The 16,746-nt window shown below is 61.2% G+C and carries 11 protein-coding genes; 7 read left to right on the forward strand and 4 right to left on the reverse strand.

The genetic code is table 11. The features are described 5' to 3' along the window. Positions 1-398: 398 nt before the first annotated feature. The 3 genes from ACTO3O_RS06910 to ACTO3O_RS06920 all read left to right on the forward strand — a co-directional run bounded on the left by ACTO3O_RS06910 (position 399) and on the right by ACTO3O_RS06920 (position 8,275). Positions 399-3,557: a UvrD-helicase domain-containing protein gene (locus ACTO3O_RS06910; RefSeq protein ID WP_297830806.1), complete on the forward strand. Its 3,159-nt coding sequence runs from the start codon at positions 399-401 to the stop codon at positions 3,555-3,557. 329 nt (positions 3,558-3,886) lie between these two features. Then, complete coding sequence (locus ACTO3O_RS06915; RefSeq protein WP_297830804.1) at positions 3,887-6,664, forward strand: S9 family peptidase; 2,778 nt, start codon at positions 3,887-3,889, stop codon at positions 6,662-6,664. 1,236 nt (positions 6,665-7,900) lie between these two features. Next, positions 7,901-8,275 carry an MmcQ/YjbR family DNA-binding protein gene (locus tag ACTO3O_RS06920; protein WP_297830802.1) on the forward strand — a complete coding sequence of 125 codons (375 nt, stop codon included), beginning with the start codon at positions 7,901-7,903 and terminating at the stop codon, positions 8,273-8,275. Between the two features lie 114 nt (positions 8,276-8,389). Here ACTO3O_RS06920 and ACTO3O_RS06925 read toward each other — a convergent pair whose 3' ends face one another. The 3 genes from ACTO3O_RS06925 to ACTO3O_RS06935 form a co-directional block, all read right to left on the reverse strand. After that, positions 8,390-8,839, reverse strand: coding sequence for a DUF3127 domain-containing protein (locus ACTO3O_RS06925; protein WP_297830800.1), 450 nt, complete (start codon positions 8,837-8,839; stop codon positions 8,390-8,392). A gap of 15 nt (positions 8,840-8,854) precedes the next feature. Then, complete coding sequence (locus ACTO3O_RS06930; protein ID WP_297830798.1) at positions 8,855-9,343, reverse strand: peptidylprolyl isomerase; 489 nt, start codon at positions 9,341-9,343, stop codon at positions 8,855-8,857. Positions 9,344-9,480: 137 nt separating this feature from the next. Continuing rightward, entirely contained in the window at positions 9,481-10,146 is a 666-nt protein-coding gene (locus tag ACTO3O_RS06935; RefSeq protein WP_294594696.1) for an FKBP-type peptidyl-prolyl cis-trans isomerase, read from the reverse strand. A gap of 62 nt (positions 10,147-10,208) precedes the next feature. Between ACTO3O_RS06935 and ACTO3O_RS06940 the strand changes: the two genes are divergently transcribed. The 4 genes from ACTO3O_RS06940 (at position 10,209) to ACTO3O_RS06955 (ending at position 15,654) form a co-directional block, all read left to right on the forward strand. Continuing rightward, positions 10,209-10,550, forward strand: a complete 342-nt coding sequence (locus tag ACTO3O_RS06940) for a hypothetical protein (protein ID WP_297830795.1) — start codon at positions 10,209-10,211, stop codon at positions 10,548-10,550. Between the two features lie 967 nt (positions 10,551-11,517). Further along, positions 11,518-13,035, forward strand: coding sequence for an arylsulfatase (locus ACTO3O_RS06945; protein ID WP_297832536.1), 1,518 nt, complete (start codon positions 11,518-11,520; stop codon positions 13,033-13,035). A gap of 35 nt (positions 13,036-13,070) precedes the next feature. Further along, the gene (locus ACTO3O_RS06950; protein ID WP_294593991.1) at positions 13,071-14,615 is read left to right on the forward strand and encodes a glycine--tRNA ligase; all 1,545 of its coding nucleotides are present in this window, start codon (positions 13,071-13,073) and stop codon (positions 14,613-14,615) included. 94 nt (positions 14,616-14,709) lie between these two features. Then, positions 14,710-15,654 carry a M23 family metallopeptidase gene (locus ACTO3O_RS06955; protein ID WP_297832539.1) on the forward strand — a complete coding sequence of 315 codons (945 nt, stop codon included), beginning with the start codon at positions 14,710-14,712 and terminating at the stop codon, positions 15,652-15,654. On the opposite strand, the gene ACTO3O_RS06960 is transcribed toward ACTO3O_RS06955, so the two are convergent. Beyond that, positions 15,576-15,860, reverse strand: a complete 285-nt coding sequence (locus ACTO3O_RS06960; protein WP_297628605.1) for a hypothetical protein — start codon at positions 15,858-15,860, stop codon at positions 15,576-15,578. The two genes, ACTO3O_RS06955 and ACTO3O_RS06960, sit on opposite strands and share 79 nt — an antisense overlap. Positions 15,861-16,746: the final 886 nt, after the last annotated feature.

The raw sequence follows: 16,746 nt of genomic DNA on the forward strand, positions 1-16,746 counted from the left end.
CCCGGGCGTCCGTCCGCCCAAGGTCAAACCAAAATAGGGTAGAGTCACCTAATTAGGGTAGCTCCAGCCCCTTGCCCACCGCGAGCCCGCGGCGTTTATTCCGAGAGGCACCGCAACTGAAAACCGTAAGCACGGTGGTACGAATCGTTGGGTTGGAGTCACGTCGTCCGGAAACTCAAGTGCATGCCATTGTTCCCGTCGAACGTGGAACCCCAGCTGTAACCACTGTTGCCGACATTCCATAACGCCCCCGTATCCCGATGGCGGTAGCCCGGGGCGGTGCCGCTCGATACTCGAACCGGGCCGCCTGTACCCCCCAAGATGCCTCTACCCCGACAGGCCGACTTTCGTCCCCGAAAATCCCTCGCATACAAGCAGATACTCCCTCCGAAAAACACATGGGTCAGGTCAAGATACTGAAAGCCTCCGCCGGTTCCGGGAAAACTTACCGGCTGGCCTACGAATACATAAAAGGCGTCGTGCGCGACCCCTCGCTCTATCGGAGCACCCTGGCCGTGACCTTCACCAACAAGGCCACCGAGCAGATGAAGCGGCGAATCGTCGAGAGCCTTCACGCCCTCGCCTCCGTTCCCGTTGAAGAGAACGACCTCGATGAACCGGAAGTGCCCTATCTGCGCGAGCTGATGCGCGAGACCGGCCTCACCCGGAGCACCATTGTCCGGAACGCCGGTGCGGCCCGGAGCCTGATCCTGCACGACTACTCCCGGTTCGCCGTCTCCACCATCGACAAATTCTTCCAGCGCGTCGCCCGCGCCTTTTTCCGCGAACTGGGGCTCGATTTCGACTACACCATCGAGATCGACCGCGAATGGGTGTTGGACGCCGCCATCGACCGGCTGTTGGAGCGGACAGCCGCCGAACCCGCCGTGCGGGAGGCCGTGAACCGGCTCCTCGACGAACGCGCCGAACAGGGACGCAGCTGGGACGTGCGATCCGACCTCGTGCGAATCGGCGGCGAGCTCTTCAAAGAGAGCTACGTGCCCGACTCCGGAGCCTTCGAACGACTCGTCGGGGTGTTCGATGAGATCGTGCGCGACATCGAACTGCGCTTCGGACAGGTGAAAGAGACCGCCCGGCGTGCTGTGGAGCTCATTACCGCCGCCGGGCTGACCCTCGACGACTTTCCCTATAAGCGGATGAGTTTTGCCGGCTACCTCTTCCAGCTTGCCGAAGCCGACGCGCCGAAGCCTTATGGATTGCGGTTCCGGCAGGCCGTTGAGAGCGTCGAAACATGGAGCACCAAACGCGCCCCCGCCCGCGAGCGGATCGAAGCCCTGGAACCCGCTCTGATGCCCCTGTTACAGGAGGTGCGCGACGGCGTCGACCGGCTGATTCGAGACGTCAACTCGCGCGAGCTGGTGCGCGAGAACCTCTCGCGGAGCCTCCTGCTGTCGCGGCTCGAAAGCGAAGTGCGCGCTGTGGCCGCCGAGGGGAACCTCGTGATGATCGATCAGACCGCAGCCCTCATCCACCGGCTGGTGACCGGCAACGACGCTCCGTTCATCTATGAGAAGGTCGGAAACGCCTATTCGCGTTACATGATCGACGAATTCCAGGACACATCGGCCAAGCAGTGGGAGAACTTCATCCCGCTGTTGGACAACGCTTTGGCCGAAAACGAGGGCGAGGCCGTCATGCTGATCGGCGACGTGAAACAGTCCATCTACCGGTGGCGGGGCGGCGACTGGCGGATTTTGGGGGCCGAGGCCGAAACGCGCTTTGCCGGCGCGCTGGCCGAGCCCGTACCGATGGATACCAACTGGCGCAGCGAACGGAACATCATCGCTTTCAACAACCTCCTGATGCGGAGCATCGTGGAGCGGGATGCCGCCGAGCTGGAGGAGCTGCTGGCCGAAGCTCCGGCCGCCGTGCGGTCGGGGGCCGGGATGCTGCGACGCTCCTACGAACGGTTCGAACAGCGATGTGCCCCGGGCAAGCTGTTGCGGTCGCCCGAGGGGTATGCCGAGGTGATTCCCGCTCCGCGCGAGCAGGTCGGAGCGCTTTTGACCGCCCGCGTGGCCGATATGCTGGCCCGCGGCTATGCCTTGCGCGACATCGCCGTGCTGGTGCGGAACAACTACGAGGCTCCGATGGTGGCCGACGTGCTGCTCGAAGCCGGCTATCCGATTGTGAGTCAGGAGGCGTTGCTGCTCAGCAGCTCGCCTGCCGTAGGGTTCGTGATGACCCTTTTCGCGCTGGCCGTGTCGGGCGAGGATACCGTCGCCCGGGCCCAGTACAACGCATTTTTGGAACGCCCTTACGGCGCGCCGTTGTCCGAGGAGGAGGGTACGTTTATCGGGAGCCTGCTCCGGAACTCCCTGACCGAGGGGCTGGAACGGATCATCGAGCGATACGGGCTCGGGCGGCGGCGCGAAGCGACCGCTTTTCTCCAGGCGCTCTACCAGGCGATGCTCTCGTATGAAAAACAGGCCTTGCCCGACCTGCCGATGTGGCTCGAGTGGTGGCGCGAGAAGGGGGTGCGGAAGACGGTCTATCTCCCTTCCGAACAGGACGCTATCACTATTATGACTGTTCATAAGGCGAAAGGATTGGAATTTCCCTGCGTCGTACTGCCTTACTGCGACTGGGAGCTGCTGCCCAAGGCGGGTCGGACGACCCTCTGGACGGCTGCGTCGGGCGCCGGGGCCGCCCGCTTTGCCGAGCTGGGCACCGTGCCGGTGGGGTACAAAAAAATCATGGAGCAGTCGCACTTTTCCGAGGCTTACTACCGCGAGAGTGTCTATGCCCATGTCGACAACCTGAACCTGCTCTATGTGGCCCTGACGCGGGCGGAGCGGGAGCTCTACGTGATGTACGATCCGCAGGCGCAGGGCACGGCGCGGGTGTCGCGTCTGATCGACGCGGTTTTGCCGGAGGTCGAGGCGTTGGGCGAGGAGCGTTATGTTCTGCCGGATGGCGTCGGGGAGGGAATTTTTTATACTTTCGGCGAACGGGGGCCGGCACCTTCGGCGGGCAGTCCGGGGAAGGGAGTTTCCGAGGGGGGGATCGAGCTGGAGGACTTTCCGTCTCACGACGCGGGCCAGCGGGTGCGGGCACGGTGGCGGTCGGATCGCTACTTCGGAACCGACCGGGAGGCGGTGTCGCCGCGGCGATACGGGGTGTTGATGCACCGTTTGTTCGAGCTGACGGCGGGGCCCGAGGGGGTCGGGACTGCGATCGAGCGGATGCGGACGGCGGGCGAGATCGTCTCGGACGAGGAGGAGCGGTTGTTGCGGGAGCGGGCTGCGGCGGCGTTGCGCGATCCGGTGGTGGCGGAGTGGTTCTCGCCGGAGTGGGAGGTGGTGCACAGCGAGCGGGAGATTATCGCGGGACAGGGTGTCCGGCGTCCCGACCGGGTGATGACGCGGGGGCGCGAGCAGGCGGTGGTGGTGGACTATAAGTTCGGGGCGCTGCGGAAGCCGGGCTATGGGCGGCAGGTGGAGGAGTACATGTCGCTGCTGCGCGAGATGGGATACGAGCGGGTGGAGGGTTACCTGTGGTTCGTGGAGTTGGGCGAAGTCGAACGGGTCGGCTGATTGTGGGCTATCTGTCCGTTCTTTGAGCTGGACGGAACTGCCGCTTTTTGTAAAAAGCGGCACCAAAAACTTTTATGCTAGCTACGCTACTCCTTAGGCTCCGCAGTCCTCAGTCTTTGTGACTGCTTTTGGGTCGGGGTTGTAGTGCGCCCAAAGTTTAGCTCGCATTAGCGCGCTACAACTCCCGGCCCAAAAAGAGTCCGAGAACCGGGCCGTCGGCAGCTTTAGGATGCGTTAGCATCCGTCTAAAGTTTTTTTGGTTCTTTTTGTTCACAAAAAGAACAGTACCCTCAAACTCAAAGAACAGAACAAATAATACGATAAACAGGATGAAGAAAAACGGATGGCGTTGGGCGATGGCCGCAGCCCTGCTGGGCTTGTGGGCCACAGGGGTACAGGCCCGGAAGAAAATGTTGGATCGGGAAGTTTTCGACGGCTGGAAGCAGATCGTAGCCCCCCGGATCAGCGACGACGGCCGGTGGGTCGTGTACGGTCTGAATCCCGCCCGGGGCGACGGACAGACCGTCGTGTACGATGCCCTCTCGGGCAAAGCCGATACCCTGCACCGCGCCTCCGGAGCCCGGTTGTTCGGTTCCTCCGGAGCGCCGTGGGTGGCCGCGAAAGTCGTTCCGACACGTGCCCAGCAGCGGCGCGAGCAGATCGACAAAACCAAAGCCGACCGGAAACGGCCCGATACCCTGGTGTTGGCTGCGCTCGGTTCCCGCGATCGGATCGTCGTGCCCCGGCTGAAAAGTTTTCAGACCGCTGATCGGGACGGGAGCGGCGTGATCGCCTACCTCTACGAAGTGGTGCCCGCGAAAGATACCTCCGAGGCGGCCAAAAAAGCGCCCAAACCGAAGAAATTCAATCGGTTGGTGCTGTGGGACGCCCTGTCCGGCGGCGACAGTACCGTGGTGGACAGCGTGGAGAGCTTTCGCCTCTCGCGGAACGGGCGGCTCTTGCTCTACACCCTGAAAGGCGACAGCCTGCGGAGCGTTCGGGCTTGGAACGACGGGCGAGACACTGAGCTCTACGCCGCCAAAATCGGTAAAACCGGGGCACTCGCCGTGGACGAAACCGGACGACAGGGAGCCTACCTTGTCACCGCCGACACTACTGCGACCGGGGCCCGGTACGACCTTTATTGGTTCGATACGAAAGATCGGAAACCGCGGCGCGTGGCTGCCGACGGGGCGGCGAACGGCTTTGTGGTGAGCGAGTTCGGCCCCCTGCGCTTTTCGCGCGAAGGGGGACGGCTGGAGTTCGGCATGAACCGCCCGCCGCGGGTGGTGCCCAAGGACACCTTGCCCGAAGACGAGAAGAGCCGCTTTGACCTCTGGAGCTACACCGACACCCTGCTGATGACCCAGCAGTTGGCCGGTCTCGAACGGCTGCGGAAGCAGACCTTCCGCGCCGTGTACGACACGCGGCGGGGGAGCTGGGCACTGCTCGGCGACGAGTCGCTGCCCTCGGTGACCTTGGCCGAAGCGGACGGGGCGCGGTATGCGCTGGGGACAGACGCCGGGCCGTACGAGTGGGCCAGCACGTGGGAGTCGCCCGGCAAACGCGACCTCTATGCCGTCGAGACGGCGACCGGCGTGCGTCGGTGCGTAGCTCGGGCGGCTAAGGCCGAAGCCTCGATCTCGCCCGACGGACGGTATATCGCCTGGTACGACGCGCCGCGCGGCGAGTGGCGCGCGGCTGCGACGGCAGCTGGGAAGGGAGAGGCTGAGGTGTCGCTTTCGGCCCGGATTCCCTATCCGATGTACGAACAGGGTTTCGATATGCCGGACGACCCGTCGGCCGAAGGTATGGCCGGCTGGACGACCGACGGCCGGGCGGTGATTTACGACAATTTCGACCTCTGGGCGACCGATCCTTCGGGGCGGCGGGCGCCGGAGTGCCTGACGCGCGGTGCGGGACGGCGCGACAGCGTCGCTTTCCGGTACGTGGAGCTCGATCCGGAGGCACAGGCGATCGACCTTTCGCAGCCGCTCCTGCTGTCGGTATTCGACCGGGCTTCGCGCGACGCGGGGTACTATCGGCTGCCGGCGGGCGGGGGCGAACCGCAACGGTTGGTGATGGACGACCACCGGTATACCTTCGTGGGGCGGGCGAAAGAGGCGGATGTGCTGTTGTGGCAGCGGGAGAATTTCGGCGAGTATCGGGATTTGTGGCTCTCGGGGCTCGGTCTGGAAGAGCCCCGGCGTGTGAGCGAGGCGAATCCGCAGGCGGCGGATTATCGCTGGGGCAGCGTGCGGCGCGTGGCGTGGGACGATATGAACGGCGCTCGGGCCGAGGGGCTGCTCTACCTGCCGGAGGACTATGACTCGACGCGGCGTTATCCGGTGATCGTCTATTTCTACGAGACGCACACGGACGATATTCACAAACACCTCCATCCGCAACCGAGCTGGTCGATCGTGATTCCGGCGGTCTGCACTTCGCAGGACTATGTGGTTTTCATGCCGGATATCCATTACCGGACGGGGTATCCGGGGCAGTCGTGCTACGATGCGGTGGTGAGCGGCGCGAAGATGCTGATCGACCGCGGTATCGCCGATCCGGATCGGATCGGGTTGCAGGGGCAGAGCTGGGGCGGCTATCAGATTGCCTATCTGGTGACGCGGACGAATATGTTCCGTTGCGTGAGCGCCGGGGCGCCGGTGTCGAATATGACGTCGGCGACGGGGGGGATTCGTTGGGGGTCGGGCCTGCCGCGGATGTTCCAGTACGAACACGGCCAGAGCCGGATCGGGGGGTCGCTGTGGGAAAAACCGATCGAGTATATCGAAAATTCGCCGCTCTTCTTTGCGAACAAGGTGCGCACGCCGATCCTCCTGCGGCACGACGATGCGGACGAGGCGGTGCCGTGGTATCAGGGGATCGAGTATTTTCTGGCTCTGCGGCGTCACGGGGTTCCGGTCTGGATGCTGAATTACAACGGTCAGCCGCATAACTTGCGCCGTTATGCCGACCGGTTGGACTGGGATCGCCGGATGATGCAGTTTTTCGATCACTATCTGAAGGATGCTCCGGCGCCGCGGTGGATGGAGCGGGGGATTCGCGCTGTGGACAAGGGGATCGATCGGGGCTGGGACGAATAGAGGGCTTGGCGCGGAGGCGGAACTTGATCGGTTTGAGTGTGATAGGGGCATAGGTTTGGCGGGCGCCCGGCCAACAGCACAGCCCAACTCACCGCCCAAGGCTGTCGGGTTCGGCCTGTCGCCCACTCCCCGAGGCGCTCCGCGCCTGGGCGACGAGGCCGGCGACCTAAAGGTCGCAACAATTCTGGCACCAGCACCGCCACAATTCTTTGGGGTTCGGGTTGCGCGCTCCGGGGGTGGGCCGAAGGCCCAGCGCGCAGGCCCGGCGGCTCAAAGAGCCGCAAGAGCACAGCCAACAAGTTCAGCCTTATCGCCTGAGCGGGTTGAAGCCTGCGGGGCCTAAAACGAGCGTTGCGAGTTGCGGGCCTCCGCGGCGGGAGGCTTCGGCCCGCGCGACCCGTTGGGTCGCAAGAACTCCTCTCAAACCTGTGGGGTTCTTCCTCGGCGCGCTATTCGTTCTCGGCCTATAGCAATTCGCCGCCAGCGGTGAGTGCAACGAGCCCCGCCGAGTTGCAGTCCGCCGCATGGGGTGGCAGCGAACTGCGCGGCTCTACGAGCCGCAAGAGGCCCGGCCAACAGCACAGCCCGACTCACCGCCCAAATCTCAGCCCGAAGAACAAGCATAGCCCAAAGCTCGTCCCAGTTCTCCGCCCCGTGTCCGCCTCACTGCGGCTCCGCTTTCGCTCCGCCGCTTTTCGCGCGCCTTGCGCGATTCATTCTATTTCGGCTCACCGCCGAAATAGCTGAATCGCTCCTTGAGGCGGGGTGCGCGGTGCCTCCCGGCACTCGGAATGGGCGGCCTCAGCCCAATTCCTCGCCCCGTTCTTTGTCCGCGCGCTGGCGGAAATCTTGTTAGAACAATTCACCATTGTTCTAACGATTTCCTTCTCCAGCAATCGCGCGCGGTCGGGCTTTGACCCGCATGAAACTGCCCTGCGCGGGCGGCGTCCGGGTGACCCCGGCGGGACGGAGCGATACTACGTATCGCTTAATCTGCTCGGCCCCCAATTCTTTTCGCGCGCCTAGGGAAATCTTGTCAAAACGCACAAGTGCATTTTGACGATTTCCCTCTGGAGGGGACTGCGCTCGGGTCGCGCGGGCCCCACGTCCCGTGGACGGGCGAAACTACGTTTCGCTACGACAGCCTCAGCCCAATCCTTTCCGCGCGCCTGCGACAGCTGAAATTATGACCGCTCTCAGAGGAAGTTTGGGCGAAAAAACGTAACTTGCACACGTATGGATATTGAAACGATTCGAAACTATTGCCTGGAGAAGCCTGGCGTGACCGAGGCTTTCCCGTTCGATGACAAGACGATTGTCTTTCGGCTGGGAGATACCGCTGCGAAACAGGGGCGTATCTTTGCGTTGTGTGCGTTGCAAAGGCCGGATTATCTGCTCCTTAAGTGCGAACCGGAACGGGCCGAAGAACTCCGTGACCGCTATCCCGAGGAGATCGAACCGGGGTGGCATATGAATAAACGGCATTGGAACGGGGTGCAGTTGGGCGGGCCGCACTTGACCGATGCGCAGATTTGCGAGATGATCGATCATGCGTATGGTGAGATCCTGCGCGCGTTGCCGAAGCGACAGCGGATGGAGGCGGGGTTGTGACGGCTGAAGTCGGGTGTGAAAGCAATCGAGAGTAAAGCATATAAACAAAGGGGAGGGAGACACCCAGTAGGTGTCTCCCTCCCCTTTGTGCAGTCCAATGCCTGATTGGAAGCTTTAGAACGGCAGGTCGTCCACTTCGTCAGCCGACGTAGCGGTTTCCTGCGTCGCCGCCATATTGTTGCCGCCGACCGGTGCCGCAGCCGTGTATCCTCCGCTCTGCGCCGCCGCGGTTGCAGTCGGTGTGGAAGAGCCCATCGGTTGTCCGCCTCCCATCGCCTGATTCGGCTGCTGTGCGACGTCCAATTTGCTCATCCGCCAAGCCCGTACTTCGGTGTACCAGCGTCCGTTGTATTCGCGCGATTCGATGTTGACGCTCAGCGCCACCCGATCTCCCGGTCGCAAGGCCGCTGCATCCACTGCGCGGTCGTTCCAGAACCCTACGCAGAGTTTCCGGCTGAATTCCCCCGGAATTTCGAAAATCACCTCTTGTTTGGTCCACTCCCCGCGTGCGCTCTGGCCTTTCACCACCGGGAGAAGCATGTTTACTGTCAGTTCCAAATCCATAATCGTTCCTTTCGCTTAACTATTCTCTGAGTTTTCGTCCTCGCCGTTGTCGGCGGAGGCAGTCGCATCGTTGGGCAGGATGATGATCTTTTCAATCACGTCTCCCTGTCGAATCGCATCGATCACTTCCAATCCTTCGTACACACGACCGAAGCAGGTGTGCACCCCGTCGAGGTGTGCGGTATTCTGTCGGTTGTGGCAGATGAAAAACTGCGATCCGCCGGTGTTCCGCCCGGCGTGTGCCATGGAGAGTACGCCGCGGTCGTGGTACTGCCGTTCGCACTCCGTTTCGCACGGAATGGTGTACCCCGGCCCCCCGCGTCCGTCACCGTTCGGGCATCCGCCCTGGATGACGAAGTCCGGAATCACGCGATGAAAGGTCAGTCCGTCGTAGAATCCGCTTTCGGCCAGTTTGCAGAAGTTGGCTGTCGTCCCCGGCACTTCGCGGTCGTAGAGTTCGACTTTCATCACGCCTCGGGCGGTGTGTATTTCGGCTCGTTTCATCTCGATTTCTCGGTTTGATCCGGGGCAAAGGTAGCTATTTCCGGGTTTAAAATCAAACTGAAGACAAAAATCGACCTTTTCCGGAAGCGTGGTGTGCGTTCCGGAAAAGGTCGGTGTTTTTGCAATGGAAGGTGTGCTTACTTGGTCGGTGCCGGAACGACTTTGGTCACTTCGATGTCGAATTGCAAAGCCTGGTTCGGTGCGATCGGGCCGTGGCCTTGTTCGCCGTAAGCGAGGTCGGCCGGTACGAAGAGGGTGATTTTGCCGCCTTCGCCGATCTGCGGAATGCCTTCGATCCAACCTTTGATGAGTTTGCCTTCTTCCAACAGGAACGGAACGGCGTTGGTTTGTTCTTCGACGAGCTGGCCGTCAGGCAAGGTGAGTTTGTATTTGGCGTAGATCGAGTCGCCCACTGCGACTTTCCGATCCGACCCTGCGTTTTCGATCTTGTAGACCAAGCCGCTAGGCAAGGTCTGTGCTCCGTCTGCGACTGCTTTTTCGATGAATTCGGTGTTCTTGGCAGCGCTTTCGCGGATGAATTTGTTCATCATGTATTCGCGCATGAAGGCGTCGGCTTCGAGGTCGGTCATTTTACCTTTCTTGGCATAGACGTCTTTGATGGCGGCTGCGATGAGGTTGGGGTTCATGGTGGAGTCCATCCGGTAGGCCATGGTTCCGAGCACGATCCCGGCGGAGTAGGCGAGCGAGTCGGTGTCGGTGGTCATTTTGGCGTTTCCGCCGCAAGAGGTTGCTCCGACGGCTGCCAAGGTGCCGGCAGCGGCCATGATAAATAATTTTTTCATCGTTCGATATGGGTTTATGAAGTTTTCGATTTCTGAAAATCAGGTGCAAAGATAGGGATTTTTTGTCAATTATTATGCCGTTTCTGTCGGAGGGGGCGAGGTGGGCTGTGTTTGGGTGGGTTGAGGTCTGCGAGGTCTCTTGGGGGGGGAAGGGGCCGGGGTGGTCGGGCAGAGTCGGGCCGGTTAGGGTAGAGGCTGCCAGCAAAACGCCCTGTGGGCTCGCCCCGGGCTTCCGCAGCCTCGCCTCGGGCGGGCTGAGCTACGTCGGCAACGGCGGGTTCAGCTATTCGTCGTCGGTGAGCGGCAGCAATGGGGTGTACTTGGATTTCTACGTGACGGGGCTCAATCCCAGCTACGCGTACCTCCGCGCCTACGGTCTTCAGTTGCGTTGCCTCTTGGAATAAACGGAGGTGTACACCCGCAGTGGGCAATGGCTGGAGTTACCCTATATAGTTTAGGTGCCGCAACATGTGATCCCATTGGGGTGGTCGGAGCCAGCGGGGGCCGAACGAGCATCGCGAGTTGCGGCCCTACGCCGGGGGTGGCTCCGGCCCGCGCGGTTCTTCGAACCGCAAGAGCTCGGCCAAGAGTTCAGCCTAACTCACTGCCCAATTCACAACCTAAATCTGTTGTGTTCGGCCTGTCGCCCATCCCCCGAGGCGCTCCGCGCCTGGGCGACAAGGCCTGCGGTTCGGAGAACCGCAAAAGTATAGCCAAATTGTTTTTGGCCGCAGCCAGCGGAGAACGAAGACGAAGCGGGAGCGGAGTATTTCGGCCCTCCGCATCCGGGGGCTGCGGGCCGACCGTTGTCACGGGGACTTAGCTATTCGCTCTCAGCCCAAAGCTCGTCCCAGTTCTCCGCCCCGTGTGTGCCTCACTGCGGCTCCGCTTTCGCTCCGCCACGTGCCGTCGCCCGCGGCAATTCTTGCCGGATTGGCTAAATGCCAACCGGCAGAATATGCCATTTAAGCGAGCGGACTGAGTTTTTTCGCGCGCCTGCGCGATTCATTCTATTTCGGCTCACCGCCGAAATAGTTGAATCGCTTCTTTAGGCGTGGCGCGCGATTACTTGAAATAATAAAGGCTGCCCGCCGTGGCGCGAACGCGTCCGCCGGGCAGGCGGTGCGTTGACCTGCGGTCTCCCTCGCGCTTGCGAGGCATCGTCGACAAGCCGACGTGCTCTCGCTTCGCTACTCGGGTCCGGCACTCGGAAGGGGCAGACTCTACCCTATCTCTTTTCGCGCACCTCGCCTGAAAGAAGTACGCGGGCCCCACAAGATAGTACCGCTTAATTTAATAAGGCAGTAATAACCCTATCGAGAACCTCAGCCCTCCAATACAGATGCAAATAAAATCGTATATTTGACGATTATGCAAAAGACCTTAGCCTGGATAGCCGCGCTGGGCGCAGTAGGCGCCGCCTCCGCCGCACAGAAACAACAACCCCATGTCATTCTGATCATGACCGACCAACATCGGTTCGACTACCTCGGCACCGTCGATACGACCGTCGTGACACCGCACCTCGATGCACTGGCCGCCGACGGCGTGCGCTTCGCCAACGGTTATACCTCCGCCCCCAGCAGCACACCCGCCCGGGCCGGGCTGCTCACCGGTCAGTCCCCCTGGCACCACGGCCTCATCGGCTACAACAACTTCATCGCCCCCGAATACCCCAACCAGCTGCCGCAACTCATGACCGACGCCGGATATTACAGCTACGGAATCGGAAAGATGCACTGGCACCCGCAGCGGTCGTTACGCGGCTTCGCCGCCACCGAGCTCGACGAATCCGGCCGTGTCGAAGACACCGGCTTCGTCAGCGACTACCGGCAGTGGTTCGCCAGCGTGGCCCCCGGGCTTAACCCCGACTCCAGCCATATCGGCTGGAACGACCACGCTTCGGACACCTATCCGCTGGCCGATACCCTGCACCCCACCTGGTGGACGGGAGAGCGGGCCGTGCGGTTGATCGAAAACTACGACCCGATACAGCCCCTGTTCCTGAAAGTCTCCTTCGCCCGACCCCACAGCCCGTATGACCCACCGAAGCGGCTGCTCGACCTGTATGCCGACAAGACCCTGCCGGCACCGGTCGTCGGCGACTGGGACTCGACCTACTCGACACGCTACACCCACGACCCGCTCAGGAACCCGTCAGCCGCTTACGGCGACTTCGGGACGGAATATGCCCAACAGGCCCGCAGGCATTACGCCGCCAACGTCACCTTCATCGACGAACAGATCGGACGCATCGTCGCGGCGCTCCGGGAGCGGGGAATGTACGACAACGCCCTGATCCTCTTCGTCTCCGATCACGGCGACATGCTTGGCGACCACCACCACTGGCGCAAGACCTACGCCTACGAAGGATCGGCCCACGTGCCCTTCATCGTGCGCTACCCCTCGTCCTTGAAAGCCAAAGTCAAACGCGGCTCCACCCGCGACGAGCTGGTCGAGATACGCGACATCCTGCCCACCTTCCTTGACGCGGCAGGAACACAAATCCCTGACGGAGTGGACGGAGCGTCCATCCTGACGCTGCTGAAGAACCCGAAGAAAGCCGGATGGCGGACGCAGCTCGACCTGGAACACACCGGCAGCTACGGCGGCAGCGGCTGGGTGGCCCTGACCGACGGGCGGTACAAATACATCTGGTTCTACGGCAATGGCGAAGAGCAGCTCTTCGACCTCGCGGACGATCCGTACGAAACCCGCGACCTGCACACGGCTGCCGAACAGGGGGATCGCCTGGCCGCTTTCCGCAAAAGCATGGCCGAACACCTCGCCGAGCGGGGCGAGCGATGGGTGTCACCCGACGGCAAACTGCTCATCAATAAAAATGTACCCGTCAAGACCCCGAACTTTCCCAACGGCGAGGGAAAATAACTAACTTTGCTCCTTGGATATAACATGCAACTCAAATGACACAGGAGGAACTCTTCAAGAAACTGATCGCACACAGCAAAGAGTACGGGTTTATCTTCCCGTCCAGCGAGATATACGACGGCTTGTCGGCCGTTTACGACTACGGCCAGTTGGGCGTCGAGCTCAAGAACAACATCAAACGCTACTGGTGGGACGCGATGACCAAGCTCCACGACAATATCGTGGGGATCGACGCCGCCATCTTCATGCACCCCAAGACTTGGGAGGCGTCGGGACACGTGGGGGCCTTCAACGACCCGCTGATCGACAACAAGGACAGCAAGAAACGGTATCGCGCCGACGTGCTGATCGAAGACTGGATCGCCAAGCAGGACGAAAAGATCGAGAAGGAGGTGGCGAAAGCTGCCAAGCGGTTCGGCGAGGCTTTCGACCGGGAACAGTTCGTCACCACCAACGGGCGCGTGCTGGAATTGAAGGCCAAGCGGGACGCTGCGCACGAAAAGATGGCCGAAGTGCTCAATGCCAATGATCTGGCGGGAGTCAAGGCATTGATCGAAGAGCTCGAAATCGTCTGCCCGATCAGCGGGACGAAAAACTGGACCGACGTGCGGCAGTTCAACCTCATGTTCAGCACCCAGATGGGCTCCACGGCGGACGGGGCGAGCAACGTCTACCTGCGGCCGGAAACGGCGCAGGGGATCTTCGTCAACTTCCTGAACGTGCAGAAGACGGGGCGGATGAAGATTCCGTTCGGGATCGCCCAGATCGGGAAGGCGTTCCGGAACGAGATCGTCGCCCGGCAGTTCATCTTCCGCATGCGCGAGTTCGAACAGATGGAGATGCAGTTCTTCGTCAAACCGGGAACCGAAATGCAGTGGTTCGAACACTGGCGGCAATTCCGGATGAGCTGGCACCGCGCCTTGGGCTTCGGGGACGACCACTACCGCTTCCACGACCACGAAAAGCTGGCACATTATGCCAATGCCGCTACGGACGTCGAGTACGAATTCCCGTTCGGCTTCAAGGAGGTCGAAGGGATTCACTCGCGCACCGATTTCGACCTCTCGCAGCATGCCAAATTCTCGGGCAAGAAGATTCAATATTTCGACACCGAGAGCGGGGAGAGCTACACGCCTTATGTCGTCGAGACTTCGATCGGGGTCGACCGGATGTTCTTGCAGGTCTTCTCGGCCGCTTACACCGAGGAACAGCTGGACGGCGGCGATTCGCGCATCGTGATGCGCTTTCCGGCGGCCTTGGCGCCGGTCAAGGTGGCCGTTCTGCCGCTGGTCAAGAAAGACGGACTGCCGGAGATCGCCCGCGGGATCGTGAACGACCTGAAGTTCGACCACTACGTGCAATACGACGAAAAAGACTCGATCGGGAAGCGGTATCGCCGTCAGGATGCTATCGGGACGCCGCTCTGCGTGACCGTCGACCACCAGTCCGCCGAAGACGGGACGGTGACTATCCGTCACCGGGATTCTATGCAGCAGGAACGCGTGGCCATCAAGGATTTGCCGGGGATCGTGCACGACATGGTCAGCCTCAAGGGGTTGTTCGCCAAGCTGGTGAAATAACTACACATAGATTAAAATCAATGAAAAGTTCCGGTTTTCAGAGGAAAACCGGAACTTTTCTCTTATATTTAACCTGTTATCAAAACCGAAAGCCATGCCTCGCCACACACTTTTCGTCATCGCCCTGCTCGCCCTGGGACAGTCCGGCGCAACGGCACAGAACACCCGACCCGATATCGAAGTGGACTCCCGGTGGGTCGAAACCAGCCTGGAAATCAATGCCATCAAACACACGCTGGGAAGTTATACGCTCCTGCTGCAATTCTCGGAACTCGAAAACACCCGCCAGTCGCCGGTCTATAAGACCGTTATGCGAGGCGCCAGCCAGAAGCTGCTGACCATCGCGCCGGTGCAGGCGGAACGGCCGGTGGGGTGCCGGTACGCCTACAGCTACATCCGCGGCTACCGCAGTCCGAAACTCGACAGCGCCTTCGTCTACCGCTTGCCTTACAGCACGATGAAAGGGGAGGCGGTCAGAGCGATCTCGCTGTTCAACCTGAACCAGCGCTACTTCGACGGCCAGCCGGTGCGGGGGTGGAGCGCCTGGGAGTTCCGCCTCGCGCCGGGCGACACGGTCTTCGCCTTGCGGAAAGGACTGGTCGTCGAGGTGCACGACAGCGAGGAGCCGGCCGACGAAAGCATAGCGGCCACCTATCGGAGCCGGGCGAACTACGTGCTGGTCGAACAACCGGACGGGACATTGTGCCGGTACGAAGTGCTGGAGAAGGGAAGCATCGCCGTCCGGCCGGGAAATGTGGTCTACCCCGGCACGCCGATCGCCCGGGCCGGGACCTATTATAAAGGGGGAGAGCATCAGGTGCGGATCGCCGTCTATTTTCCGGACGAAAATCCGCGCTTCCGCCAGGGAGATTCGAAAAACGGCTCGGTGTTCGAGTGGGTGTACTATAATCCCCGGTTCGCTACGGCTCAGGGAGATATCCGGCTGCAACACGGGCGCACCTATCGGGCGGTTTCGTCGCCGGAGCTGGTGCAGCGCGAGATGACGAAGCGGGAGATCAAGCAGCGCGCGGCGAAATAGCGCGTCTGCCGGGGTTCCGGATAAAAAAAGGGCAGAGGAGAGATAAATACTGAGAGGCACCGCAACTGAAGACCGTTGGCCCGGTTCGTCGTGTTGCTGGGGTTGAGTTCCGTCACGTTGAAGTTCAAGTACATGCCACGGTAGTGGTCGCCCGAATCGTAGGACGTGGACGACCAGCTGTACCCGTTGTTGCCGACGTTCCACAACGCGCCCTCGCCGTTGCCGCGGTTGCCCGGGGTTCTCCCTGAACCGGCAGTCGCTCGAATCGGCTCGGTCGGGAACGAAGCCCGACACGAGCGCGCCCTGAGGCGCACCGTCGCCCGGCCCTTGGCGGGCGAGGGGTTTCGGCGAGCGCAGGGCTCTGTAACTAACGCTTCGGTCGGCGATCCGTCGCCGCCCCGAAGCCTGGTCAGTGGACTGCTGAATTTATCACTCGCGCTGGCTGCACCCCTTAGGCACAACCACTCCTGGAGTCTGTGTCCGTTCCTCTGCCCGTCTGTCATTTTCAGAGGGAGGTGCCGCCGTTTCAGAGCTTCGGCGGACGAAACAAAGTTACAACGTTCGCCGCAAATCCGAATACTTTCCGGAAGCAAGGAGCGACATGCCGTTGGTTTATTCAGGCAGACCTAGCTAGCACACGGATGAAAGGTTGGGCCGTCGGCAGCTTTAGGATGCGTTAGCATCCGTCGAAAGTTTCTTTGGTTCTTTCTGTTCACAGAAAGAACAGTTCGAGGCGGGACAATGCTCAACCGCGCGTGATCGCTGAAGAAGGAAATCATTCAAACGCGTGTTTCGTGTTTGAATAAGATTTCCGCCAGCGCGCGGACAAAGAACGGAGGTAGAGGCGACCTTTATTACTTCAAAGCAACCGCGCGCCCCGCCTAAAGAAGCGATTCTACTATTTCGGCGGTAGCCGAATATAGATGAATCGCGCAAGGCGCGCGAAAACGCGGCGGAGCGATAGCGGAGCCGCAGTGAGGCGGACACGGGGCGGAGAACTGGGTTCTGCTTTGGGCTGTGTTGTTCTTTGGGCTCGAAAACCGTAATCGGTTTTCGAGCCGTGCCGCGCCGAGCATGGGGTTTGGATTTGGG

This window comes from Rikenella sp. (assembly GCF_056799795.1).